The sequence below is a fragment of the Streptomyces sp. NBC_01716 genome (assembly GCF_036248275.1).
In the GTDB taxonomy this organism is placed as follows: domain Bacteria; phylum Actinomycetota; class Actinomycetes; order Streptomycetales; family Streptomycetaceae; genus Streptomyces.
This window is the reverse complement of sequence record NZ_CP109181.1, coordinates 4,604,694-4,628,739: the sequence shown is the minus strand read 5'-3', so window position 1 is coordinate 4,628,739 and position 24,046 is coordinate 4,604,694. Positions and strand designations below refer to the sequence as shown.

The 24,046-nt window shown below is 70.8% G+C and carries 19 protein-coding genes, 4 tRNA genes, 1 other RNA gene and 1 pseudogene; 10 read left to right on the top strand and 15 right to left on the bottom strand.

All coding sequences use genetic code 11. The annotated features are described in order from the left end of the window. Positions 1-40: 40 nt before the first annotated feature. The 8 genes from purF to purS form a co-directional block, all read right to left on the bottom strand. Complete coding sequence (gene purF, locus OIE74_RS20230) at positions 41-1,558, bottom strand: amidophosphoribosyltransferase (RefSeq protein ID WP_329385584.1); 1,518 nt, start codon at positions 1,556-1,558, stop codon at positions 41-43. 144 nt (positions 1,559-1,702) lie between these two features. Further along, complete coding sequence (locus OIE74_RS20225) at positions 1,703-2,527, bottom strand: META domain-containing protein (protein WP_329385581.1); 825 nt, start codon at positions 2,525-2,527, stop codon at positions 1,703-1,705. A gap of 87 nt (positions 2,528-2,614) precedes the next feature. Further along, positions 2,615-3,409: a maleylpyruvate isomerase family mycothiol-dependent enzyme gene (locus tag OIE74_RS20220; RefSeq protein WP_329385578.1), complete on the bottom strand. Its 795-nt coding sequence runs from the start codon at positions 3,407-3,409 to the stop codon at positions 2,615-2,617. A gap of 10 nt (positions 3,410-3,419) precedes the next feature. After that, on the bottom strand, positions 3,420-4,292 hold the full coding sequence (locus OIE74_RS20215) for a M23 family metallopeptidase (RefSeq protein ID WP_329385576.1): 873 nt from the start codon (positions 4,290-4,292) through the stop codon (positions 3,420-3,422). Positions 4,293-4,334: 42 nt separating this feature from the next. Further along, a complete protein-coding gene (locus OIE74_RS20210; RefSeq protein WP_329385574.1) occupies positions 4,335-4,865 on the bottom strand; it encodes an ArsR/SmtB family transcription factor in 531 nt (176 codons plus the stop codon). Between the two features lie 110 nt (positions 4,866-4,975). Further along, positions 4,976-7,258, bottom strand: coding sequence for a phosphoribosylformylglycinamidine synthase subunit PurL (purL, locus tag OIE74_RS20205; protein ID WP_329385571.1), 2,283 nt, complete (start codon positions 7,256-7,258; stop codon positions 4,976-4,978). Then, on the bottom strand, positions 7,258-7,938 hold the full coding sequence (gene purQ, locus OIE74_RS20200; RefSeq protein ID WP_329385568.1) for a phosphoribosylformylglycinamidine synthase subunit PurQ: 681 nt from the start codon (positions 7,936-7,938) through the stop codon (positions 7,258-7,260). Before purQ ends, purL begins: the two co-directional genes overlap by 1 nt. Next, on the bottom strand, positions 7,935-8,180 hold the full coding sequence (purS, locus tag OIE74_RS20195) for a phosphoribosylformylglycinamidine synthase subunit PurS (protein ID WP_078076409.1): 246 nt from the start codon (positions 8,178-8,180) through the stop codon (positions 7,935-7,937). Before purS ends, purQ begins: the two co-directional genes overlap by 4 nt. Before the next feature lie 398 nt (positions 8,181-8,578). Here purS and OIE74_RS20190 point away from each other — a divergent pair, with 398 nt between their 5' ends. The 8 genes from OIE74_RS20190 to OIE74_RS20155 all read left to right on the top strand — a co-directional run bounded on the left by OIE74_RS20190 (position 8,579) and on the right by OIE74_RS20155 (position 13,401). After that, the gene (locus OIE74_RS20190) at positions 8,579-8,905 is read left to right on the top strand and encodes a histone-like nucleoid-structuring protein Lsr2 (protein WP_329385565.1); all 327 of its coding nucleotides are present in this window, start codon (positions 8,579-8,581) and stop codon (positions 8,903-8,905) included. Positions 8,906-9,031: 126 nt separating this feature from the next. Next, a tRNA-Gly gene (locus OIE74_RS20185) sits at positions 9,032-9,103 on the top strand. Between the two features lie 40 nt (positions 9,104-9,143). Next, positions 9,144-9,216 (top strand) — tRNA-Gly (locus tag OIE74_RS20180). A gap of 162 nt (positions 9,217-9,378) precedes the next feature. Further along, the gene (locus OIE74_RS20175; protein WP_329385562.1) at positions 9,379-10,392 is read left to right on the top strand and encodes an ABC transporter ATP-binding protein; all 1,014 of its coding nucleotides are present in this window, start codon (positions 9,379-9,381) and stop codon (positions 10,390-10,392) included. Then, entirely contained in the window at positions 10,389-11,201 is an 813-nt protein-coding gene (locus OIE74_RS20170) for an ABC transporter permease (protein WP_329385560.1), read from the top strand. Before OIE74_RS20175 ends, OIE74_RS20170 begins: the two co-directional genes overlap by 4 nt. Positions 11,202-11,270: 69 nt before the next feature. After that, positions 11,271-12,644 (top strand): sensor histidine kinase, encoded by a 1,374-nt coding sequence (locus OIE74_RS20165; protein ID WP_329385558.1) that lies wholly within the window; start codon positions 11,271-11,273, stop codon positions 12,642-12,644. Between the two features lie 47 nt (positions 12,645-12,691). Then, positions 12,692-13,306, top strand: coding sequence for a response regulator transcription factor (locus OIE74_RS20160; protein ID WP_329392359.1), 615 nt, complete (start codon positions 12,692-12,694; stop codon positions 13,304-13,306). Positions 13,307-13,328: 22 nt separating this feature from the next. Continuing rightward, a tRNA-Gly gene (locus tag OIE74_RS20155) sits at positions 13,329-13,401 on the top strand. 84 nt (positions 13,402-13,485) lie between these two features. Here OIE74_RS20155 and OIE74_RS20150 read toward each other — a convergent pair. From OIE74_RS20150 to ffs, 6 genes are all read right to left on the bottom strand, one after another. Further along, on the bottom strand, positions 13,486-14,385 hold the full coding sequence (locus OIE74_RS20150) for a phosphoribosylaminoimidazolesuccinocarboxamide synthase (RefSeq protein ID WP_329385555.1): 900 nt from the start codon (positions 14,383-14,385) through the stop codon (positions 13,486-13,488). Between the two features lie 86 nt (positions 14,386-14,471). Further along, the gene (locus OIE74_RS20145; protein ID WP_329385552.1) at positions 14,472-15,929 is read right to left on the bottom strand and encodes a N,N-dimethylformamidase beta subunit family domain-containing protein; all 1,458 of its coding nucleotides are present in this window, start codon (positions 15,927-15,929) and stop codon (positions 14,472-14,474) included. 282 nt (positions 15,930-16,211) lie between these two features. Then, positions 16,212-17,978, bottom strand: a complete 1,767-nt coding sequence (locus tag OIE74_RS20140) for a hypothetical protein (RefSeq protein WP_329385549.1) — start codon at positions 17,976-17,978, stop codon at positions 16,212-16,214. Between the two features lie 335 nt (positions 17,979-18,313). Further along, positions 18,314-19,570 carry a phosphoribosylamine--glycine ligase gene (purD, locus tag OIE74_RS20135; protein WP_329385546.1) on the bottom strand — a complete coding sequence of 419 codons (1,257 nt, stop codon included), beginning with the start codon at positions 19,568-19,570 and terminating at the stop codon, positions 18,314-18,316. Positions 19,571-19,614: 44 nt separating this feature from the next. Next, positions 19,615-21,846: a DNA polymerase III subunit gamma and tau gene (locus OIE74_RS20130; RefSeq protein ID WP_329385544.1), complete on the bottom strand. Its 2,232-nt coding sequence runs from the start codon at positions 21,844-21,846 to the stop codon at positions 19,615-19,617. Between the two features lie 43 nt (positions 21,847-21,889). Next, positions 21,890-21,988, bottom strand: an RNA gene (gene ffs, locus OIE74_RS20125) — signal recognition particle sRNA small type. Positions 21,989-22,060: 72 nt separating this feature from the next. On the opposite strand from ffs, the gene OIE74_RS20120 reads away from it, so the two are divergent. Beyond that, a tRNA-Ser gene (locus OIE74_RS20120) sits at positions 22,061-22,148 on the top strand. Between the two features lie 509 nt (positions 22,149-22,657). Further along, positions 22,658-23,089: a DUF4259 domain-containing protein gene (locus OIE74_RS20115; RefSeq protein WP_329385541.1), complete on the top strand. Its 432-nt coding sequence runs from the start codon at positions 22,658-22,660 to the stop codon at positions 23,087-23,089. 129 nt (positions 23,090-23,218) lie between these two features. Here the strand turns inward: OIE74_RS20115 and OIE74_RS20110 are convergent. Then, positions 23,219-23,873, bottom strand: a pseudogene (locus OIE74_RS20110) (DUF317 domain-containing protein). Between the last annotated feature and the right edge of the window lie 173 nt (positions 23,874-24,046).

Below are 24,046 nucleotides of genomic sequence, written 5' to 3'. Positions count from 1 at the left end.
GTACGGGCACGTTCACGTTCACGGGCGCTCACGGCCGGTGTCAGGGCCGCCTGAGGGCGTCGGCGGCATCGGCGCCGCCCGCCAGCTCGGTCTCCAGCAGCTGCTTGCCGAGGAGTTCGGGGTCGGGCAGATCCATCGGGTACTCGCCGTCGAAGCAGGCGCGGCAGAGGTTCGGCTTGGCGATGGTGGTCGCCTCGATCATGCCGTCGATGGAGATGTACGAGAGGGAGTCGGCACCCAGTGACCTGCCGATCTCCTCGATGGACATGCCGTTGGCGATCAGCTCCGCGCGGGTGGCGAAGTCGATGCCGAAGAAGCAGGGCCACTTCACCGGCGGGGACGAGATCCGGATGTGAACCTCGGCCGCGCCCGCCTCGCGGAGCATCTTGACCAGGGCCCGCTGGGTGTTGCCGCGGACGATCGAGTCGTCGACGACCACCAGGCGCTTGCCTCTGATGACCTCTTTAAGAGGATTGAGCTTGAGGCGGATGCCGAGCTGGCGGATGGTCTGTGAGGGCTGGATGAACGTCCGGCCCACGTACGCGTTCTTCACCAGTCCCGAGCCGTACGGGATGCCGCTCGCCTCCGCGTACCCGATCGCGGCGGGGGTGCCTGACTCGGGAGTGGCTATGACGAGGTCGGCGTCGGCCGGTGCTTCCTTGGCGAGTTTGCGCCCCATCTCCACCCGGGAGAGGTAGACGTTCCGGCCGGCGATGTCAGTGTCCGGGCGGGCCAGATACACATACTCGAAGACACAGCCCTTGGGCTTCGCTTCAGCGAATCGGGAGCTGCGGAGACCGTTCTCGTCGATGGCGATCAGCTCGCCGGGCTCGATCTCCCGGACGTACGTCGCGCCGCAGATGTCGAGCGCGGCGCTCTCGGAGGCCACGACCCATCCGCGTTCGAGCCGGCCGAGGACCAGCGGGCGGATGCCCTGGGGGTCGCGGGCCGCGTAGAGGGTGTGCTCGTCCATGAAGACGAGCGAGAAGGCGCCCTTGACGTGCGGCAGGACCCGCGGTGCGGCCTGTTCGACGGTGAGGGACTTGCCGTCGTCGTCCGTCTGTCCGGCGAGGAGCGCCGTGATCAGGTCGGTGTCGTTGGTGGCCGCGACGCGGGTCGTGCGGCCGTTCTCCTTGGGGAGGTCGGCGACCAGTCCGGCGAGCTCCGCCGTATTGACCAGATTGCCGTTGTGACCGAGCGCGATCGAACCGTGCGCGGTGGCCCGGAACGTCGGCTGCGCGTTCTCCCACACCGACGCTCCGGTGGTGGAGTAGCGGGCGTGGCCCACGGCGATATGCCCTTGGAGGGAGCCGAGGGAGGTTTCGTCGAAGACCTGTGAGACAAGGCCCATGTCTTTGAAGACAAGAATCTGGGAGCCGTTGCTCACTGCGATACCCGCGGATTCCTGTCCGCGGTGTTGCAGTGCATACAGTCCGAAGTAGGTGAGCTTGGCGACCTCTTCACCGGGGGCCCAGACTCCGAAGACGCCGCAAGCGTCCTGAGGGCCCTTCTCGCCGGGGAGGAGGTCGTGGCTGAGTCGTCCATCACCACGAGGCACGCCACCGAGTGTAGGCGAGATCGACCGCTGGTCCGAATGCGGTACGGAAGTGGGCCGGGAGACGGACCCCTCGGCGGGCCGGCGGCGTGTCGCCACCGGCCCGGCCGGGGAGGCCCCCCTTCACCAGGCGGAACCGCGCCTGTACTACTTCGCGGGGGTGCCGGCGGCGGCCCCGAAACCGCTGCCGTCGGCCGTCTTGAGGGTCAGCTCACGGTGGTGCACCTCATACGTCACCTGTCCGTCGAGCACCTTCAGGAGCTTGCGTTCCAGGGACATTCCCGGCTCCGGGCAGATCTTCCTGGTGGATTTGACCGGTCCGAAGGTGATCGTGGTGTCCGTGGTCTTCGCGGACGCCGAGAACGTGTTGCAGCCGAGATCGCCGCTCACGGTGCCGTCCTTGGCGAAGGTGAGCGTCGCCTTCGCGGTCTCGCCCTTCTTGTCCTTGGGCAGCGAACTGGCCGTTTCCCCGGCGAGAAGGCTGGTGACGGCCCACCCCGTGCCCACGAGCGGGGCCGGCTCCTCGGCGGACAGGGCGATGGAGTCGCCTCCGGCGCCGGTGAGGGTGAGCTTCTTGTCCTCGACCTTGGCCTTGAGCTTGCCGCCGAAGGCGTCGCCGAGTGCCTTCTCGAAGGCCGCCAGCTCATCCGGGCAGGCGATCATCGTCGTGGACTTCTCACCGACAGTGAGGGTGTCGCCCTCGATGGTGACCTCTGCGCCGATGGAGTTGCAGCCGGTCCGTGCGCTGGCCTTGCCCTTGGAGTCAATCTCCACACTGGCGCCCGAGGGCACCGGGGCCTTCTTGCCGCCGACGTTCAGGCTCTCGATGTTCCAGCGCACATCGGTGAGGGGCAGATCGGTCCGCACCGAGCTCCCGGCCTCGGCCGCCCCGTCGGACTCTCTGCCGGACTCGGTGCCGCAGCCGGCGAGGGCGAGGAGGGCCAGGGTCGTGAGGGCGGTGACGGTGGTCACTGACTGTTTCCGCATACCGGTGGGACGAGACAGGCCCGGGTCCGGTTCCGTGCGGTTGCCGCGCGGGGCGGACCGGGCCCGGTCCGCTCAGCTCATGACCGGGAGCAGCCCGCCGAGGTCCGCGCGTTCCCCGCTGGCGCTGACCCGTGCCGCTGCCAGCGCGTCGGCCCATGCCGTACGCCCCGTGGCGAGCCGCAGCCAGGTGACCGGGTCCGTCTCGACGACGTTCGGCGGGGTGCCTCGGGTGTGCCGGGGCCCCTCCACGCACTGCACGACGGCGTACGGCGGGATCCGCACCTCCGTGGACGCTCCCGGCGCCTTGATCGCGAGCGCGTCGGCGAGCAGCCGGGTGCAGGCGGCGAGCGCCTGCCGGTCGAGAGGGACGGCGAGCCCGAGGGCGCGGTTCAGGTCGTCGGTGTGGACTACGAGCTCGACGGCCCGGGTGACCAGGAAGTCCCCCAGCCTCATGGCGCCCACCCGGACGGCGATCAGCCGCTCGGGCGGGGTGTCCTTCAGCAGGCCGGTGATCCGGCCCGCGGTGCGTTCGAACAGTTCGGCGGGCTCGGCGGAGGCCGCGTACACCTTGACGTCGTCCGAGATCGGGGCGGCCACCGCGGCGGTCGCGAACGCCCACTCGGGCAGTCCCAGCTCCACGGCGGGCGGCGCCGGCTGCTCCACCGCGCGGCTGACGCTCTCGACGCCCATGCACAGGTGTGCGGTCAGTTCGCGTACGGTCCAGTCGCCGAGGCCGGCGGGGAGGGCGAGCTGCTCGGGGGTGAGGGCGGCGACCGCTTCGCGCACGTGCGCGAACTGGGTGAGGACGGCGGTACGGGTCCTGTCGGAGTCGTAACCGCGTTGTTTGCGCTTCTTGGCCGGGGGCATAGCCGGGAGGCTAATCGAGCCGGTCGGCGGACGGGACTTCCGTCGTGGACGTCTCCCGCGGGGTCAGCGCCTCGGGCGGCGTGAACGACTCGCCGTTGGCCGGGACCCCCACCCCGCGCCAGGTGAAGGGGATGCCGCGCGCGGTGTCCAGATCGAGCCCGTCCATCAGCTGAAAGTGGACGTGGGCCTCCGTCGAGTTGCCGGTGTTGCCGCACGCGGCGATCCGCTGCCCCGCGCGCACCGTGTCTCCGGCCGCGACGGTCACCGAGCCCCGCTTCAGGTGCGCGTACAGGGCGTACGTGCCGTCACCGAGGTCAAGCACCACGTGGTTGCCGACGATCCACGACGGCCCCGCCGCTTCCCGCGCCGCCCCTTCGACCAGCATCATCCAGGTGAGCGCCGGGAGAGACGTCCGGGTCAGATGGTCGCGGCGCCGGTCCAGCACCCGTACGACCGTCGCGTCGGCCACGGCCAGCACGGGGGCGCCGAAGGCCGGATAGCGGCCGTTCCCGCGCGCGAGCGGCCACAGCTTCGCGAACGGCGGGCGGGTGTCGGGCTCCGGAGCGGCCAGGATGTCGATGGCGTACGTCTGGCCGTAGCCGTGAATGCCATGGCTGGGCACCTTGTCCGCCGGGCTGTTGAGCGCGGTCCAGCGCCCGGACACCGGCGCCAGTGTCTCGACGGGCGCGCGGGCGGCGGGCCCCTTCAGCGCGGCTGACGTCAGCCGCCCGAGAACCACGAACACCACGATGGGCAGCACGGCGGGGACGCAGAGCAGCCACAGCGGCGGATACAGGTTCGCGAAGATCATGCCGAGGACCAGCACGAGGACGAACAGCCAGCAGGCACGGGCCACGGTCATGGCCAGTTTCCGGACGGACATGGTGCGGGTCACCTCGGTTCTCCGGTGGGGGTGAGTTCCTTGTCAGTTCCTGGCGGCGGACAGCATCACCAGCAGCGGTACGACCCGGGCGCCCGGCACCTCGTAACGCCCCCGCCCCGTCGTCTGGAGCCAGCCGGCCCCGGTCAGCTGGCGCAGGTGGTGGTAGATCTGGCCGGTGGTGCCTATGTCGTCGAGCGCGGCCAGTTCGGCCGCCGTACGCAGACCGCCGAGGATCTCGCGCAGCAGCCGCAGCCGTACGGCGTGCCCGAGCGCGGCGAAGCAGTCGGCGGCCTGCGACCAGTCGGCGTCGAGCACCCCGTCGGTCAGCTCGGTGAACTGCCACTTGTAGTGCTCCTCGGTCGGCAGCCGTACCGAGCCCGTGTACGTCACGCCGCCGCCGGGCGCGTCCAGCTCCGCGAGTTGCTCCTCCAGGAGCCGGAGCGGCCGGAAGGTGTCGTCCGGCGTCGGCCCCGGCCGCTCCCCTCGCGGCGGCCGGGGCGACGCCTCCGGCTCCGCGCGCTCCAGCGCCGCGAGCCGGCGCTCCAGCTCGGCGACGCGCTCCTCCAGTTCCATACCAAGAAGTTACGTAATTACGTAATCGAGCGCAACCCCTCCCGCGTACGGGCATGACGAAGCCCCCGCCCGGTTCCATGCGAACCGGGCGGGGGCCAGGAGGGTCTTTCTCAGGCGAGCAGCGCCTCGATCGTCCCCTCGTGCGCCGTCCGCAGCTCGCTCAGCGGAATGCTGAACTCGCCCTGGACCTCGACCTCTTCACCGTCCACGACACCGATCCGCGTCGCCGGCAGCCCGCGGGCCCCGCACATGTCGGTGAAGCGCGTCTCCTCACTGCGCGGCACCGCGACGACCGCGCGCCCGGCCGACTCGCTGAACAGGAACGTGAAGGCGTCGCCCGTGGCGGAGCCGCTGATCGACGACGTGTCCGGCACGACCAGCCGCGCGCCGTTGCCGCCCCGCAGGCACGACTCGGTGACGGCCTGGATCAGACCGCCGTCGCTCAGGTCGTGCGCCGCGTCGATCATGCCGTCGCGCGAGGCCGAGATCAGGATCTCGCCGAGCAGCTTCTCCCGGTCCAGGTCCACCTTCGGCGGCAGTCCGCCCAGATGGTCGTGGATCACCTGCGACCACGCCGACCCGCCGAACTCCTCGCGGGTCTCGCCCAGCAGATAGAGGAGCTGGCCCTCTTCCGCGAAGGCGATCGGCGTACGGCGCGTGACGTCGTCGATCACACCGAGCACGGCCACGACCGGCGTCGGGTGGATCGCCGTCTCACCGGTCTGGTTGTAGAGCGAGACGTTGCCGCCGGTGACCGGGGTGCCCAACTGGAGGCAGCCGTCCGCGAGTCCGCGCGTGGCCTCGGCGAACTGCCACATGACCGCCGGGTCCTCGGGCGAACCGAAGTTCAGGCAGTCCGAGATGGCGAGCGGCTTGGCGCCGGAGGCGGCCACGTTGCGGTACGCCTCCGCCAGCGCGAGCTGCGCGCCCGCGTACGGGTCGAGCTTGGCGAACCGGCCGTTGCCGTCCGTCGCCATCGCCACACCGAGGTTGGTCGACTCGTCGATCCGGACCATGCCCGCGTCCTCGGGCTGCGCGAGCACCGTGTTGCCCTGGACGAAGCGGTCGTACTGGTCGGTGATCCACGCCTTCGACGCCTGGTTCGGCGACGCGACGAGCCGCAGCACCTGCTCCCGCAGCTCGGCCGAATTCGCGGGCCGGGCAAGCTTGTTGGCGTCGTCGGCCTGGAGCGCGTCCTGCCAGTCGGGACGGGCGTACGGACGGTGGTAGACCGGGCCGTCGTGCGCGACCGAGCGCGGCGGCACGTCCACGATCTGCTCGCCGTGCCAGAAGATCTCCAGCCGGGTGCCCTCGGTGACCTCACCGATGACGGTGGCGATGACGTCCCACTTCTCGCAGATCTCCATGAAGCGGTCGACCTTGTCGGGCTCGACGACCGCGCACATGCGTTCCTGCGACTCGCTCATGAGGATTTCCTCGGGCGAGAGGGACGAGTCGCGTAGCGGCACGGTGTCCAACTCGACCCGCATACCGCCCGATCCGGCCGAGGCCAGCTCGCTCGTCGCACAGGAGAGCCCGGCGCCGCCGAGGTCCTGGATACCGGCGACCAGCTTCTCCGCGAAGAGCTCCAGGGTGCACTCGATGAGGAGCTTCTCCTGGAAGGGGTCACCGACCTGGACGGCGGGCCGCTTGGCCGGTCCGGTCGACTCGAAGGTCTCGGAGGCCAGCACCGAGACGCCGCCGATGCCGTCGCCGCCGGTGCGGGCGCCGTACAGGATCACCTTGTTGCCGGTGCCCGACGCCTGCGCGAGGTGGATGTCCTCGTGCCTCATCACGCCGATGCAGCCGGCGTTGACCAGCGGATTGCCCTGGTAGCAGGGGTCGAAGACGACCTCGCCGCCGATGTTCGGCAGGCCCAGGCAGTTGCCGTAACCGCCGATGCCGGCGACGACCCCTGGCAGCACCCGCCGGGTGTCGGGGTGGTCGGCCGCGCCGAAGCGCAGCGGGTCCACGACGGCGACCGGGCGGGCGCCCATGGCGAGGATGTCGCGCACGATGCCGCCGACGCCGGTGGCCGCGCCCTGATAGGGCTCGATGTACGAGGGGTGGTTGTGCGACTCGACCTTGAAGGTGACCGCGTACCCCTGGCCGACGTCCACGACGCCCGCGTTCTCGCCGATGCCCACCAGCATCGCGTCACTTGCCGGGGCCTTGTCGCCGAACTGCTTGAGATGGACCTTGCTGCTCTTGTACGAGCAGTGCTCGGACCACATCACCGAGTACATGGCCAGTTCGGCGCCGGTCGGCCGGCGCTGGAGGATCTCGCGGATCCGCGTGTACTCGTCCTCCTTGAGGCCGAGTTCCTTCCAGGGCTGGTCGACGTCGGGCGTCCCCGTCGCGTGCTTGACGGTGTCCAGGTTCTTGATCGTCATCAGGCGCTTACCAGCTTCTTCAGGATCGAGGTGAAGAACCCGAGCCCGTCGGTACGGCCCGTACCGATCAGCGGTTCCACGGCGTGCTCGGGGTGCGGCATCAGACCGACGACGTTGCCCGCCGCGTTCGTGATGCCCGCGATGTCGCGGAGCGAGCCGTTCGGATTGCCGTCCAGATAGCGGAAGGCGACCCGGCCCTCGGCCTCCAGCTCGTCCAGGACCGGCTCGGCGGCCACGTACCGGCCGTCGATGTTCTTCAGCGGTACGGAGATCTCCTGGCCCGCCGTGTAGTCGGCGGTCCACGCGCTCTCCGCGTTCTCCACCCGCAGCCGCTGGTCGCGGCAGATGAAGTGCAGATGGTTGTTGCGCAGCATGGCGCCCGGCAGCAGATGCGTTTCCGTGAGGATCTGGAAGCCGTTGCAGATCCCCAGGACCGGCATACCGCCCTTCGCCTGCTCGATGATCGTCTCCATCACCGGCGAGAAACGGGAAATGGCACCGGCCCGCAGATAGTCGCCGTAGCTGAATCCGCCCGCCAGGACAACGGCGTCCACCTGCTTGATGTCCTTGTCGCGGTGCCAGAGTGAGACAGGCTCGGCTCCGGCGATCCGCACCGCGCGAAGACTGTCGCGGTCGTCGAGAGTGCCGGGGAAAGTGACGACTCCGATACGAGTGGTCACGACTCCACCTTTACGACGAAGTCCTCGATGACGGTGTTGGCGAGGAACGTCTCGGCCATCTCATGGATGCGGGCGAGGGCGGCCTCGTCGACCGGGCCCTCCACCTCCAGCTCGAAACGCTTTCCCTGGCGGACGTCCGCGATCCCGTCGAAACCCAGCCGGGGCAGTGCGCGCTGCACTGCTTGTCCTTGCGGGTCGAGGATCTCCGGCTTGAGCATGACGTCGACTACGACGCGTGCCACTGGCACTCCCGGTGGTGTGGTGCGGCTGTGTGCAGCTGTCTGCGGCTGTGGTTCTGACCGAGGAATCCCCCGACCCCCCGAGTCCTCTCAGCGTACCCGTAGACAAAATCTACGCGGGTAGATATCCACCCACCGCCGGACTCTCCACCGATCTCCGTCGATATCGCGCCGGGAGTCCACACGGAAAAATCCAGGAAAAAACTCGCCCTCACCATTGCCGCCGGACACGCTGATGTAATTGGCTGGGCTTCACAATGCGAGGCAGTTCGCTGTACAAAGGAATAGAGCCACAGGGCGCATTGCCCCTAAACAGCCGGAAGGCCGGTATCACCGCACGTCAGCCGTGTTTCAGAAGCACGGGCCGACGGAGCGGGTGCCGCATGAAAGGACCGATATCCGTGGCGCAGCGCGTAGTGGTCACGCTCTCCGACGACATCGACGGCGGAGAAGCGGCGGAAACGGTCTCGTTCGGCCTCGACGGGAAGTCGTACGAGATCGACCTCAATCCCGCCAATGCAAAGAAACTGCGCAAGGCGCTGGCCCCCTACCTGGAGGCGGGCCGGCGGCAGACCCATGCCGGCAGGAACCGTAAGTCTTACCGGCACACGGCCCTCGCGCCCGACCCGGCGGCCGTACGCGCCTGGGCGCTCTCGCACCGGATGGAGGTGCCGGCCCGCGGCCGGATCCCCAAGCGGGTCTACGAGGCGTTCCGCGAGGCGAGTTGAGACACCGGCCGCCGACGCGGCCGGACGGGCACGCCGGGGAACGGAGTTGCACTGCACCCCCAGCGATCGGCTAGAGTCTGGAGCACGCCGAAGGGCAAGGCCGAAAAGCCGAACCTGACGCAGCGTGCGGGTGTAGTTCAGTAGTAGAACGCCCCCTTTCCAAGGGGGAGGCGCAGTGTGCGATTCCTGTCACCCGCTCTGCATCACATCGAAGGTTGTTGTTGATGGACGATGCACTGCGGACGTAGCTCAGTTGGTAGAGCGCAACCTTGCCAAGGTTGAGGTCGCCAGTTCGAACCTGGTCGTCCGCTCCGTATCGAAGGTCCCGGTCACTTGTTGGCCGGGACCTTCGTCGTACGCGACACCGGGCGGGGCCCTTCTCGCTCTCGATCCGCGCACCGATGACATTTGTCATGAGCACCGATGACAGCGCGCACTGCTCCCGGGCCCGATCCGCCGGAAACCTTGAGGGCATGACACGAACTCGGGGAATCCACAGCACGAGCACAGCGCATTCGGACGGGAACGTCATCGAGGTGGACCGGCTCCGGCGCACGTATGCCGGCGGGTTCCAGGCGGTGAACGAGATCTCCTTCACCGTCGGGGAGGGGGAGCTGTTCGCGCTGCTCGGTACGAACGGCGCGGGCAAGACCTCCACCGTCGAGATGCTGGAGGGCCTCACCCGCCCCAGCGGCGGGACGGTACGGGTCTTCGGGCGGGACCCGTACACGGACAGGGCGCGGGTACGGCCGCGGACCGGGGTGATGCTCCAGGAGGGCGGCTTTCCGAGCGATCTGACGGTCAAGGAGACCGTACAGATGTGGGGAGGCTGCACCAGCGGCGCACGGCCCGCCGGCGAGGCGCTGGAGCTCGTGGGGATGACCAAGCGCGCCGACGTGCGGGTCAAGCAGCTCTCCGGCGGTGAGAAGCGGCGCCTGGACCTCGCGCTCGCGCTGCTCGGGCAGCCCGAAGTGCTGTTCCTGGACGAGCCGACGACCGGACTGGACGCCGAGGGGCGGCGGGACACCTGGGAGCTGGTACGGCAGCTGCGCGACGGCGGCACGACCGTCCTGCTGACCACGCACTACCTGGAGGAGGCCGAGGGCCTCGCGGACCGGCTGGCGATCATGCACGCGGGCCGGATCGTGGTCTCGGGCACACCGGCGGAGGTGACGGCGACCCGGCCGGCCCGGATCCGGTTCAGGCTGCCCGTGGGGGTGGAGCCGGGGCATCTGCCGCTCACGCTGCGCGCGGCGGCGGACGGCCGGCAGATCAGCATCCGTACGCAGGAACTCCAGCGGGATCTCGGTGAACTGCTCCGCTGGGCCGGGGAGTTCGGCGTACACCTGGAAGCGCTCGATGCCCGCTCGGCCTCGCTCGAAGAGGCGTTCCTGGACATCGCGGCACAGCGCACCGAGGCCGCGGCCGCCGGTACGGGCATGGACGGCACGGGCACAGGCGGCACGGGAGAGGCGGTAGCGGCATGAGCACGGCATTCGCACAGAACCGGGAGACGGCCGCCGAGGGCCGGACGACGACCGTGGCGGGACGGCTGGGGGCGCTCGCGCGGGCCGAGATGACCATGCTCGTACGCAACAGGACGATGCTCTTCATGGCCCTGTTCATGCCGGTCTTCCTGATCCTCTCGACCAAGGCCTCGCTGAAGAACGTCGATCTGAGCGGGACCGGGCTGAACATCACGGAGGTCGCGCTGACGGGCGGCATCGGCATGGTGCTGCTCATGGTCGTCTATATGAACCTCACCTCCGCCTACACCGCCCGGCGCGAGGAACTGGTGCTCAAGCGGCTCCGTACGGGCGAGGTCTCCGACCAGGAGATCCTGGCCGGGACCGCGCTGCCCGCCGCATCGCTGGCGCTCGCGCAGTGCGTCGTGCTGGTCGTCGCCGGGGTCGCGGTCCTGGACGTGAGCGCTCCGCAGCGGCCCGAGCTGCTGGTCCTTGGGGTACTGGCGGGCATCGGGCTGATGGCGGCGCTGGCCGCCGCTTCGGCGTCGTTCACCCGTACCGTGGAGAGCGCGCAGATCACCACTCTGCCGATGCTGCTGATCTCGGCGATGGGATCGGGACTGTTCGTACCGCTGGAGGCGCTGCCGGACAACGTCGCCTCGGTCTGCGAGCTGCTGCCGATGACCGGGCTCGTGACCCTGGTGCGGGCCGGCTGGCTGGGCGGCGCTTCGGGCGGCGACCTGCTGACGGCGGGACTGAATACCCTGGTCTGGACGGTGCTGGCGGTGTTCGCTGTCAGGCAGTGGTTCCGCTGGGAGCCGCGGCGCTGAGCGCCACGAGGACACGGACACGGATACGGACACCGGCACCGACACGGACGAGAGCCCGGGAGGGACCACATGGCGAGGACGCGGGCGACGGGCTCATGGGCCGGGAAGAGCAAGCCGGCCAAGGTCGAGATCTACACCCGCTGGTCCTTCCACTCCTTCGCGCTGGTCGAGGTGGGGGTCGTCGCACTGCCCCTCCTGCGCGCCGACTCCCCGGTCGGCGGCTGGTTCCTGCTGCTGGTCTGCGCCCACGCGCTCGTGGCCGCCGCCGCCAGTTCGTACGCCCTGTCCTGGGCGCTCGGCAGGCAGGCCCGGCCGGTCCGGCTCCTGATCGCGACGGCCGTGCTCACCACCGTCGGCATCGTGGCGGCGATGAGCGTGTTCCCCCGGGAACCGAACGTGGAGGAGGCCCAGTCCGTCGCCTATCTGCTGGTCACGTTCGCCGGCTTCGGCGTCGGGGCGCTGGCCGTCGGCGTCCGCCGGGTGCGGAGCATGCTGCTGATGGTGCTGGCCACGCTGGTGGTCGTGGCGGTGGCCGGCCTGGTGTTCCGAGTGGGGTTCGCCGCCGTCCTGGGGAATGTGATGGGGGTGCTGCTGGCCTCACTGGCACTGGTCTTCGCCTGCGGCTTCTCCGTCTGGCTGGCCAAGTCCGTGTGGGAGCTGGACAGCGCCAGGGAACTCCAGGCGCGGCTCGCCGTCGCCGAGGAGCGGCTGCGGTTCGGCCGTGACATGCACGACGTCATGGGCCGCAATCTGGCGGTGATCGCGCTCAAGAGCGAACTCGCCCTGCAACTGGCGCGGCGCGGCGGTACGGAGCAGGCGGCCGAGCAGATGGCCGAGGTGCAGCGGATAGCGCGGGAGTCGCAGCGCGAGGTGCGGGCCGTCGTACGGGGGTATCGCGAAGTGGATCTGCACACCGAACTGGAAGGCGCACGAGGGGTGTTGGAGGCCGCGGGCATCGGTTTCCAGCTGGACCTGGAGGGGGCGGCCGGAGCTGTCCCGGGCGGCGTCGAAGAGCTGCCCGGCGGGCTCTACGGCGGGCTGACTCCCGAGGTGCGCTCCGCCCTCGGGTGGGTGGTCCGGGAAGCCGCCACGAACGTGCTGCGGCACGGGGACGCGCGGCACTGCACGGTACGGCTGACGGTACGAGAAGGGGACGACGCGGTGCTGGTCGTGGAGAACGACGGGCTGCCCGAACAGGGAGTCCTGGTCCGGGTGGGTTCGGGTGGCACACCCAGGACGGCCGGGGCCGGGCTCGCCGGGCTGCGCGAGCGGCTGGCCACGCTGGGCGGCACGCTCGACGCGGGCCCGGTGGCCGGTGCGCGCTTCCGGCTCACCGCCCGGGTGCCGCTGCCGGCGCCGTCCGCTTCGTCCGCTCCGTCCGGGGACGCGACCGCCGCCGAGCCGGTGGCGCACCGTCCCGTATCCGACGAGGTGACCGCGTGAGCGGCGGCGGACAGGACAGCACCGGAGACGTGCGGCCCGGCGCGGCACTGGCCGCTCCCGTACGCGTCCTCCTCGCCGACGACGAGCATCTGATCCGCGGCGCCTTCGCCGCGCTCCTCGGTCTGGAGGACGACCTGACCGTCGTCGCCGAGGCCGCCTCCGGTCCCGAGGCGCTGGCGATGGCGCTCGCGCACCGCCCGGACGTGGCCGTGCTCGATCTCCAGATGCCGGGCGCCGACGGTGTGAAGGTCGCCACATCGCTCCGTACCGAACTGCCCAGCTGCCGCACGATGATCGTCACCAGCCACGGCCGGCCCGGTCATCTCAAGCGGGCCCTCGCGGCGGGCGTACGCGGCTTCGTACCGAAGACCGTCAGCGCCCTCCAGCTCGCCGAGATCATCCGCACTGTCCACGCCGGAAACCGGCATGTGGACCCCGAGTTGGCCGCCGACGCGATTTCGGCCGGGGACTCGCCGCTGACCGTGCGCGAGGCCGAGGTGCTTGAGCTGGCCGCCGACGGGGCGCCGATCGCCGACATCGCGGCGTGGGCCTCGCTGTCGCAGGGCACCGTACGGAACTATCTGTCGTCCGCCGCGTCCAAACTGGGGGCTTCGAGTCGGCATACGGCGGTGCGTCTCGCCCGCGAGCGAGGTTGGGTATAGTGGGTGACGCGCCACGGCGCATGCGGACGTAGCTCAGTTGGTAGAGCGCAACCTTGCCAAGGTTGAGGTCGCCAGTTCGAACCTGGTCGTCCGCTCAGCACAAGAACCCCCGGCCGGATCACCGGCCGGGGGTTCTTCGTCTTCTCGTTGTCCGCTCTGTGCGCCCTGTCCGCCGCCGGCTACCAGCGGGTGCCGGTGAGGAGTTCGTACGCCTCCAGATACTTGGCGCGCGTCGCGTCCACGACCTCGCCCGGCAGCTCCGGCGGCGGCTGCTCGCTCGCGCGGTCCCAGCCGGAGGCGGACGAGGTCAGCCAGTCGCGTACGTACTGCTTGTCGTACGACGGCTGCGCGTGCCCCGGCTCCCAGCTAGCCGCCGGCCAGAAGCGCGAGGAGTCCGGGGTCAGCACCTCGTCGGCGAGCACCAGCCGGTCGTCGGCGTCGAAGCCGAACTCGAACTTCGTGTCGGCGAGGATGATGCCCCGGTCGCGGGCGATGTCCCGGGCGCGGCCGTAGACGTCGAGCGTCGTACGGCGCAGCAGCGCCGCGGTCTCCGCGCCGACCTGGCGGGCGACCTCCTCGTACGACACGTTCTCGTCGTGGTCGCCGACCGCGGCCTTCGTCGCGGGCGTGAAGATCGGCGCCGGCAGCTCGGAGCCGTCGACCAGGCCCTCGGGGAGGGCGAGTCCGCAGACGGTGCGGGTCTGCTCGTACTCGGCGAGGCCGGAGCCGGTGAGATAGCCGCGGGCGACGCACTCGACCGGGGCCATCCGCAGCGACCGGCAGATCAGGGTGCGGCCTGCCCAGTCGGCGGGGGCGCCGTCCGGGAGGTCGGTGGAGACGACATGGTTGGGCGCGAGATCGGTGAGCCGGTCGAACCACCAGAGCGAGAGCTGGGTCAACACCCGGCCCTTGTCGGGGATTTCGGTGGGCAGGACCCAGTCGTAGGCGGAAATGCGGTCGCTGGCGACCATCACGAGATCGCCCGCCCCGTTCCGGTACAGGTCGCGCACCTTGCCGGTGTGCAGATGCACCAGACCCGGGACCTGAAGCGGCTCGGGCTTCTCTACGAATCCGGACACGGTTCCTCGTTCCTCGCCGTGGGAGTTTCTGGTTCCGATTGTCCCGTACGGGTTCGGGGCGGGGGCCGCGGGGCGTCGGTTCGTACTCAGTCGCGCTTGCAGATGCGGTCGAGGAGATTCGCCGTCGCCCGCTGGACGCGCGCGTCGACATGGCCGGGGCGGTCCAGCGCGGGCGACCAGGCGAAGGTCCCGGAGGCGAAGACGAGGGCGCCGGAGGGGGCCCGGTAGAGCGAAGTCTCCTGGTGGCGAAGGGCGTTCCCGCCGTCCCGGTACGGCGAGTGGGCCAGCAGCATCCGCTCGTCGTGCTCGGGCAGCGCCGTACGGGGGAAGTAGCGGTCGGCCTCCCCGGCGACGAGGCCGGGGATCTCGTCGCCCTCGTAGGCGCCGGTGGCGTCCCAGAACCAGTGCTCCGCGTTCCGTACGACCATCGGGTGCGGCTCGGGGACCCGCCCCACGTACTGGATCCCGAGCAGCTGCTGCTCCGGTCTGTCGACCTCCCGCCAGAGGGCCGGGCGGCCGGGGCCGTGGCGCTTGCGGCAGGTGAGGAGGCGGCCGGGGACGCCGGAGGGGGACGGGCCCAGCTCGATCTGCCAGTACATGGTGTTGGCGGAGAGGAAGACCAGGGACGTGCCGTGCTCGCGCGCCCGCTCGACGGTGCGGCGCATCGGAAGCGACCAGTACTCGTCGTGGCCGGGGAAGACCAGTCCCCGGTAGCGGGTCGGGTCGATCAGGCCGGCGTGCAGGTCGCGGGCGTCGGCGTAGGCGATGTCGTAGCCGTAACGCTCGGCCCAGCGGATGAAGTCGTAGGCGTGGCCGACATGGATGGGCAAGCCGGCGCCGGCGTACGGGCGGTCGAAGGAGACGGTGATCGCCGCGTCCTCCTCGCCGAGGAGCCGGCCCTGTTCGTCCCAGGCGTGGTAGAGGCTGGCGCCGAGACGGCCGTCCTCCGGGTAGAGGTTGTACGCCTGCCAGGTGATGTCGGGGAGCAGGAGGAGCAGGTCGGCGGGGTGGGTGTCGCGGACCGTGAAGGGGATGTGGGAGCGGTAGCCGTCGGTGGTGGTGAGGACGGCGACGTACGCGCCTAGCGACCAGTACGACGGGATCTGGAGGCGCCAGGAGAGCCACCAGTGGTGGCACGAGACGGTGCGCTCGGCGGCGAGCGGGGCCGGCTGGACGATGCCGGAGAGGCGGGGGCTCGTGGTGATCTTGCGGGCGCCCTCGCCCCCGTAGTGCCCGATCCGGTAGACGTCCACGGAGAACTGCTGGGGCGGATCGACGGTGATGTGGAAGTCGATCGACTCGCCGGGCGCGGCGGCGCCGGTGGAGGAGAAGCCCTTGATCTGGCGGTGGACGTCGTCGGCGGTGCGGGGGCCGGCGCGGTCGCGCCCGAGCGCCGGTTCCGCGTACCAGGGGACGACCTGGCCCGTGTCGTCGAAGTAGGTCTCGCTGCCGCGCAGCCAGGGCACCGGTCCCTGGCCGAAGGGGTCGGAGACGGCGTGGGCGAGCGCGCCCGACTCCCACCGTCGGATGTGATCGGCGCACATTGGCGCGCCCCTCCCTGGATGCCCCGTGCAGGTGTTGATGGTTGATCGACTGCCTTGGTTGATCGACTGCCGCCGGGCGGGCCGCTGTTGGGCGGTCCGCGTCAGCGCCGGTCCCCAGCACATCACATAACGCACGCGCTCCGTCACCGTTCGTTGTGAATGGAACTGACCGGAAGTGGATGGAAGCGGTGCGCCGGGTGTGCGCCGGAGCGGGCGAGGGGCCTCCCGCCGGCTCGCGCACGGACTGTTTCGCCTGTTTCGCCGGTCGGGCGGTGACCGGCCTCACACCAGACGGACCGGCTTCTCCGCCCGTACGCCCGTCGCGGCCAGCCACTGTCGCAGCGGCTCCCCGTCGCCGTCCTCCACCAGGCTCAGCACTCCTCCGGCCAGGTCCGTGCGGCGCCTGCCGTCCATCAGGAGAGCCGGGCCGTCGAGCCAGTCGAGCCCCGGGGCCGCGCCCGCCGTGTCGACGGCGGCGCAGCAGACCATCGCGGTGATGTGGTCGGCGAGCAGCTCACGGCCCGTACGCGGCGGCATGAGCGGGAACAGCGGCAGCGGGTCCGACCCGCGGAGCGCCAGAGCGTCGCCCGTGGTTTCGGCGGCCTGTGGCGCGCTCGGCGCCTGCGGCACGGCCTCGGCCTCCTCGCGCACCACCTCGGCGCTGATCGCGGCGGCCAGAATGTCGCCCGCCTCCTCGCCCCGCCCGGCGAGATGGTCCATGACCCGGTCCAGCGTGGGTCCGGGCACGGCGGCGTCGGCCGTGGGATCGCCCGGCCGCGCGGGACTGCGTACGCCCATTCCGTCCAGAACGCGGTGCAGCCTCGCCGCTTCCGTACGCCACTTACGGTCCACGACCTCTTCCGGATACTGCTGCCAGTCGACCGGGGACCAGTCCGGGCCGGAGGCGGCCGGGCCGCCGTGGAAGAGGCGCGCCGCCAGTAGGGACGCGGCCTCGTCGACCACGCCGGGCTCTTCGAGCAGATCGCAGGCGGGGCGCTCGCCGAGCCGGGAGGCGAAGCCCTCGGCCAGCCGGTCGCGCCGCGAGAGCTCGGTCAGCGCCGATACGACTCCGACATCGAGCCGGGACGGCCAGCGGCCCATCCGCCAGGCGGGCAGGGCGACACGGGTCAGCAGCCGGTCCCAGCCCGCATAGGCGAGGCCGACCTGCTCCTGGGCGACGATCCGCAGGCCGTAGTCCACACTCTGCGCACGCTCGGACGCGGCGGACGCGACACCTCGCTCCATGAGGGCGGCGTGCTCGGCGCACGCGCGCAGCATCAGGCGGGCGACGCCGCCGACGACGGCGAGAGCGGCCCGGCGTATCAGCCCCAGGTCCTCGCGGGCCGCGAGGGCCACCGCGGCGTCCAGGCCCCGTACGAAGCGGCGGGCGGCGGCTATGTCCGGTTGCGACGCGGGGCCCGTACCGGCCACGACCGGGGCCAGCACGGCGCGCAGCTCGGCGACGCGCATCCACCAGAGGAAGGGGGAGCCGATCACGAGGACCGGTGCGGCTGGTGCGGCGGGCGCGGCGCGGCGACCGGCGGCGGGGGTGCCGTGGGTGCCTGCCGGGGTGCCCGGGGTGTCTGCGGCGGGCGGGTCGGTCGGGCCGGCCGACGCGTCCGCGAGGGCGTGCGCGGGGTGCGTACGGTCCTCCAGCCAGCTGTCGCAGTCCGGTGTCAGCGCTATGGACGAGGGCGCGGGCACGTCGAGCCGCTCGGCCAGCTCCCGCACCAGGCGGTACAGGTCCGGGGCCGAACTCTCGGCGATCTCCACGGTGGGGCTGAGGGCGGGTCTGGCCCTGGCGATCACCGCCGCGACGGCCGCCGCGCACAGCAGCACGACGACGGCGACACTGCTCACGATCCAGCGCGCGGCATCCCAACTCCCACCGGTGAGACGGCCGGTGGCACCGGCCGCGAACAGGACGACCGCCGCCGCGGTGGGCAGCAGAGCGATGCCCGCCGCTCTGCCGCGCACACGCAGCACGGCGAGAGCCCGGACCCTGGCGCCCTGCGCGCCGATCTCCTCAACGACACCTGAACCGGACACGTCCGGATCTCACCCCCTCTGCCTGCACAACGGCGGATTTGCTCACTCCCCCACTGTGGCACCCGCCACTGACATCGCAATGCCGGTGGGCCACCGGTGGGCCAAGTACCCGAACGCTTGCGCCGCACCATAGTTGGGGCCCCGGCGGGGGTCATTCGGATGGGTTAACCGTCACTCGATGGAATGGCTTTGGTCAAAGGTGCTGACGTGGCCAATGTTCTTTGGTGTGACGTCCGGGACGTGGCGGAGATGCGGTGAACGGGGCATGAAAAGGCCCCGTCCGATCGGTTCGGACGGGGCCGGGGCCGGTTTCGGGCCCTTGCTGAAGGGCCGGTTCAGGCTTCGGCGGCCTCGCGGGCGATGTCCGTACGGTGCTGCGAGCCGTCCAGCCGGATGCGGTCAACGGCCGCGTACGCGCGCTTCCGCGCCTGCGCGAGATCCTTGCCGGTCGCTGTGACGGACAGCACACGGCCGCCGGCGCTGAGGACCGTGCCGCCGTCGTCGGCCAGCCGGGTCCCGGCGTGCAGGACGTACGCGTTCGGCGCATCCTGCGCGACGACGTCGGCCAGGCCCTCGATCGGGTCGCCGGTACGCGGCGTACCGGGGTAGTTGTGCGAGGCCACGACGACCGTGACCGCCGCGTCGTCGCGCCAGACCAGGGCCGGCTGGTCGGCGAGCCTGCCCTCGGCGGCGGCGAGCAGGACACCGGCGAGCGGGGTCCTCAGCCGGGCCAGGACCACCTGCGTCTCGGGGTCGCCGAAGCGGGCGTTGAACTCGATGACCCGCACACCGCGGCTGGTGATCGCCAGCCCCGCGTACAGCAGCCCGGAGAAGGGCGTGCCACGGCGGCGCAGCTCGTCCACGGTCGGCTGGAGGACCGTCTCCAAGACCTCGTCGACCAGCTTGGGGTCGGCCCACGGGAGCGGTGAATACGCGCCCATGCCACCGGTGTTGGGGCCTTCGTCGCCGTCGAGCGCGCGCTTGAAGTCCTGGGCGGGGCGCAGCGGGAGCACCGTACGGCCGTCGGTGACGGCGAAGAGCGAGACCTCGGGGCCGTCGAGGAACTCCTCGATGACGACGCGGTCGCAGGCGAGCGCGTGCGCGCGGGCGGTGGCGAGGTCGTCGGTCACGACGACGCCCTTGCCCGCGGCGAGACCGTCGTCCTTGACAACGAAGGGGGCGCCGAAGGCGTCGAGGGCCTTGTCGATCTCCTCGGGGGTGGTGCAGACGTAGCTGCGCCCGGTGGGCACGCTCGCCGCCGCCATCACGGCCTTCGCGAAGGCCTTGGAGCCCTCCAGCCGCGCGGCCTCGGCCGACGGGCCGAAGCAGGCGATGCCCGCGTCCCGTACGGCGTCGGCGACCCCGGCCACGAGCGGCGCCTCGGGTCCGACGACGACGAGCCTGGCCTCCAGCTCGGTGGCGAGGCGGGCGACGGCGGCACCGTCCATGACGTCGACCGCGTGCAGCTCGGCGACTTCGGCGATGCCGGCGTTGCCGGGCGCGCAGTGCAGAGCGGTGACGTCGGGATCGAGGGACAGAGAGCGGCACAGGGCGTGTTCGCGGGCACCGCCGCCGATGACAAGGACCTTCACGGGGGGCAGCCTAGCGCTGCCCCGGCTGTCCTTCCCGACGGGTCCTAGTCGTTCGGGTACTCCTCGACGACGGTGGCACCGAGCTCGCGGACGATCAGGTCGTGCCCGGAGAGCGCGGAGTCGACGAGGTCGGCGTCGTCCTCTTCAGGAGTGTCGTCCTCGGGGGCGACGTGGTGAGGGGGCGGCGCGGCGGGAGTGTCCGACGGGCGGCGCTGCTCCGGTGGCGTACGGCCGGGGGCGGCGGGGGCGGGCGGCTCAGGTCGCTGGGAGGGGGCGGGGTTCGGGGAGGACTGGGCGGGCGGCTCGGGCCGCTGGGAGGGGGCGGGCGGTCTGGAGCCGCCGCCTCCGTCCCCGCCGCCGTAGCCGCCGGGGGCACCGCCACCTCCTCCGCCGCCCCCGTAGCCGCCTCCACCGCCGTAACTTCCGCCTCCGCCGGGGCTGTTGCCGCCGTTGCCGCCGCCACCGCCGCCGGACGCGGGCGGCTGCGGGGTGCCGCCCGAGGGATCGATGATCGCCTCGATCTTCCACTGCACGTGGAACTGCTCGGAGAGCGCCTGCTTGAGCACTTCCTCGCTGCCGCTGCCGGCGAAGTTGTCGCGGGCGCCCGCGTTGAGGAAGCCGATCTGGAGGGTGGTGCCGTCGAAGCCCGCGACCTGCGCGTTCTGACTGAGCAGGATCCAGGTGAAGCGACGGCGGTTCTTCACGGCCTCCAGGATGTCCGGCCACATGTTCCGCACCTGCCCGGCGCCCTGGGCCATGACGGGACCGCCACCCTGGGCGGCCGGACCGGCGGGCTCCGGCGGGGCAGGGGCCTGTTCGGCGGGACCCGGCCCGCGACCGGGGGCGGATGCCGTGGGCCAGCCCCCGGGCTTGCGTGGGGCCTCCGGGGCGGGAGCCGCCGCGCCGGGCCAGGCGCCGGGACGGTTGCCGCTCGGGGGCGCGGGGTCGGCGGCGGGCGCGGGTGGGGCCGGGGGCGCAGGTGCAGGCGCGGGCGCGGGCGCCGCGCTTGGCGTACCCCCACCGCCCTGTACGGCCGCGCGCGGCGCCCCGTGAGCCTCGGGCCCGGGGATGTACCCCATGGCAGGCGCGGGCCCCCCGGTCGAGAACGCCGCCGCGGACACCCCCCGCTCCAGCCGGTCGAGCCGCGTCTGCACGGACCGCTCGTCGTCGAAGGCGGCGGGCAACAGCACACGCGCGCAGATCAGTTCGAGCTGGAGCCTGGGCGAGGTGGCGCCCCGCATCTCGGTCAGCCCGGTATTGACGAGATCGGCGGCCCGGCTCAGCTCGGCGGCCCCGAAGACCGACGCCTGGTCCTTCATCCGCTGGACCACGTCGTCGGGAGCGTCGATGAGCCCCTTCGTACCGGCGTCCGGAACGGCGGCCAGGATGACCAGGTCCCGCAGCCGCTCCAGCAGGTCGGCGACGAACCGCCTCGGGTCGTTGCCGCCCTCGATCACCCGGTCCACGACCTCGAAGGCCGCCGCCCCGTCGCCCGCCGCGAAGGCGTCGATCGCCGAATCGAGCAGCGAACTGTCCGTGTATCCGAGCAGGGCCGTCGCCATCGCGTACGTCACGCCGTCCTCTGCGGCACCCGCGAGGAGCTGGTCCATCACGGACATCGAGTCCCGCACGGACCCGGCACCGGCACGCACGACGAGCGGCAGGACCCCCTCGGCGACCGGGATCCGCTCCTTGGCGCACACCTCGCCGAGATAGTCCCGCAGCGTCCCGGGCGGCACCAGCCGGAACGGGTAGTGGTGCGTACGCGACCGGATCGTGCCGATGACCTTCTCCGGCTCGGTGGTCGCGAAGATGAACTTGAGATGCTCCGGCGGCTCCTCGACGACCTTCAGCAGGGCGTTGAAGCCCGCCGGGGTGACCATGTGCGCCTCGTCGATGATGTAGATCTTGTACCGGCTGCCGGCCGGCCCGAAGAACGCCTTCTCCCGAAGATCACGCGCGTCGTCCACACCACCGTGCGAAGCGGCGTCGATCTCGATGACATCGATCGACCCGGGCCCGGTCCTCGCCAGGTCCTGACAGGACTGGCAGACGCCGCAGGGGGTCGGTGTGGGCCCCTTCTCGCAGTTCAGACAGCGCGCGAGGATGCGCGCGCTGGTCGTCTTCCCACAGCCCCGCGGCCCGCTGAACAGGTACGCGTGATTGACCCGGTTGTTGCGCAGGGCCTGCTGCAGCGGGTCAGTGACATGCTCCTGCCCGATGACCTCGGCGAACGACTCGGGGCGGTAACGGCGGTACAGCGCTAGGGACGACACACCTACGACGATATCGGCCCGCTACGACATCCCACCCCCGCCCAACGCGAACGCCCCCCACGCACCCGCCAGAGCCAACCTACCCTTGCTGCCTTCCGGCCCTGGGGGAGTTCAGTCAGATAGCGCCACGTGAGGGGCTGCGCCCACAGTACCCGATGCCCACCCCCGGGAACGAGTTCGCTAGCACCGCTCAACGTCTTGTATGGTTCGTCGCGGAGGATTCGCCTAGTGGCCTAGGGCGCACGCTTGGAAAGCGTGTTGGGGGCAACCCCTCACGAGTTCGAATCTCGTATCCTCCGCCATTGCTCTCACCGGGCAATAGTCGAAGGCCCGCCAGCGCTAGCGATGGCGGGCCTTCGACGTACGTGGTTGCAGTTTTGGTTGCAGTTGCTGTGATCGGACCGCCACCCCGGTGAACAGGGTCGACCCGAAGGCTCCGTCCGGTTCGCAGTGGAAGGCGCTTCGGGTCAGCGGTGGCAGGTGGCCCGCTCCTTGAAGAGGCCGAAGCCGCGCTGCATCATCGCGACCGTGCGGTCCGTGGTCCACCACAGCACGTTGAGGGCAACTGATGGTCTGCTGTCAGGACCTCTAAAGCGTGTTGCAGAACCGCGATCACGCTCAGATCCAGCCACCCGCGGCAAGATCGACTGCCCGATTGCACCCCCGTTTCCACCGTCTTGGCATGCGTCGCGAAGCGTCCGCGGGAGATCGTTCTGTCGTTCTGCAACACGCTTTAAAGCGCGTCCTGCTCGCACAGAGATCGCAATGTCAGCGGCTGATGCGAGGATCCCGGCGACACGAGGAGATCAACATGGGCACCTGGAACACTGGCCCCTTCGACAACGACACGGCCGCGGACTTCGCCAACACGCTCGACGACGCCGAGCCCGAGGAGCGCGAGACGATGATCCGTGGCGTCCTCACGCGCACCGTCGACGCCATCGGCTGGCTCGCCGAAGGAGAAGAAGCGGTGGCCGCCGCCGCACTGATTGCGACCCAATGTCCAGGCGGCGACCCAATCGACACACCCTACGGCCCTGAGAAACCCATGCCCGCCTTTCCCAACGATCTTCGGACGCTCGCGGACGAGGCCCTCGCCCGCGTCATCAGCGACGAGGCAGGGCCAGCCTCGAACTGGGTCGACCCGGCAGACTGGAAGCAGTGGCGAGCCAACCTCACCCGCCTCCGCACAGTCCTTGCCCCGCCTCCACCGTCCATCCCGCTGTTCGATGTCGAGCAATGACAGAACGTCACTCGCCACAAAACCTGAGCCAGAACCCGTTCTCGTGAACAAAGCCATCCAGGCATCGCCGCAACGACAACACCGGTAGGGCCGGGCTTCACGCGCCGGATCGCAGGAGCCTGCGGACTGTTAGCCGGCTGGCGCTCGGAGGAGCCGGTCCTTGGTGCTTTCGAGCAGCACGTGGCGCAGGACCGGTGCGGTGGAGCTGGGGGATGCGGCGAAGGCGGCGACGAGATCGTGCGGCACGCCGGCGGAGAACGACGCGGCCCACAAGTACGGTGCGCCGAGCGCGGGTTCGGCCCATGCCTGCCACCCGGCCGGGCCCGTCTCGTCAGGCGCGAGGGTCAGACCGCACTGGTCACCGTCCTGGATGAGCGGCGGCGCGTCTCCGAGGCTGAGGTAGGTGGTGAACATCGGGTCCGTCGCTCTCGCGTAGGGCTGGTCGATGTCCCGGAGCCAGCCCTGCGCGATGACCGTGTCGAGGACCAGTTCGGGGTCGCCGAGCGTTACGGCGGGGGACCCACTGGGCCCAGCGGAGGGTGTCGGGGCTGATGTGCAGGACGGTGCTTCGCAGGACCTGCCGGTCATCCGGCGCCTCGTCCGGCTCCTGCCGTCCTCGGACGATCGTCAGGTTTGTCCAGCCGAGCCTGGCGAGCGCGTCGGCCACCGTCTCGTAGAGCTGTCCGTCGTCGCCGGCCAGATACCGGGGACCGACCCAGAACGCCTGGGCTCCGGACGGGGTCGGCGGATCGTGCGGGAACTCGGGGTACAGGGGCGCCTCCAAAGCTAGGGGTACGGGGCTACATGCCGCCGGCGGGGCGGCGCGGGGGTGACCGACTCGGTCGGCCGCCTCGGGATCCCCTCCGGCTGCCGGCCGAGCCGGATCTCAAGTACGAGGCATGCTTCAGCACCATGCGCCTGGCCCCAAGGGCAGACCTGCCTGTTCAGAACCTGAAC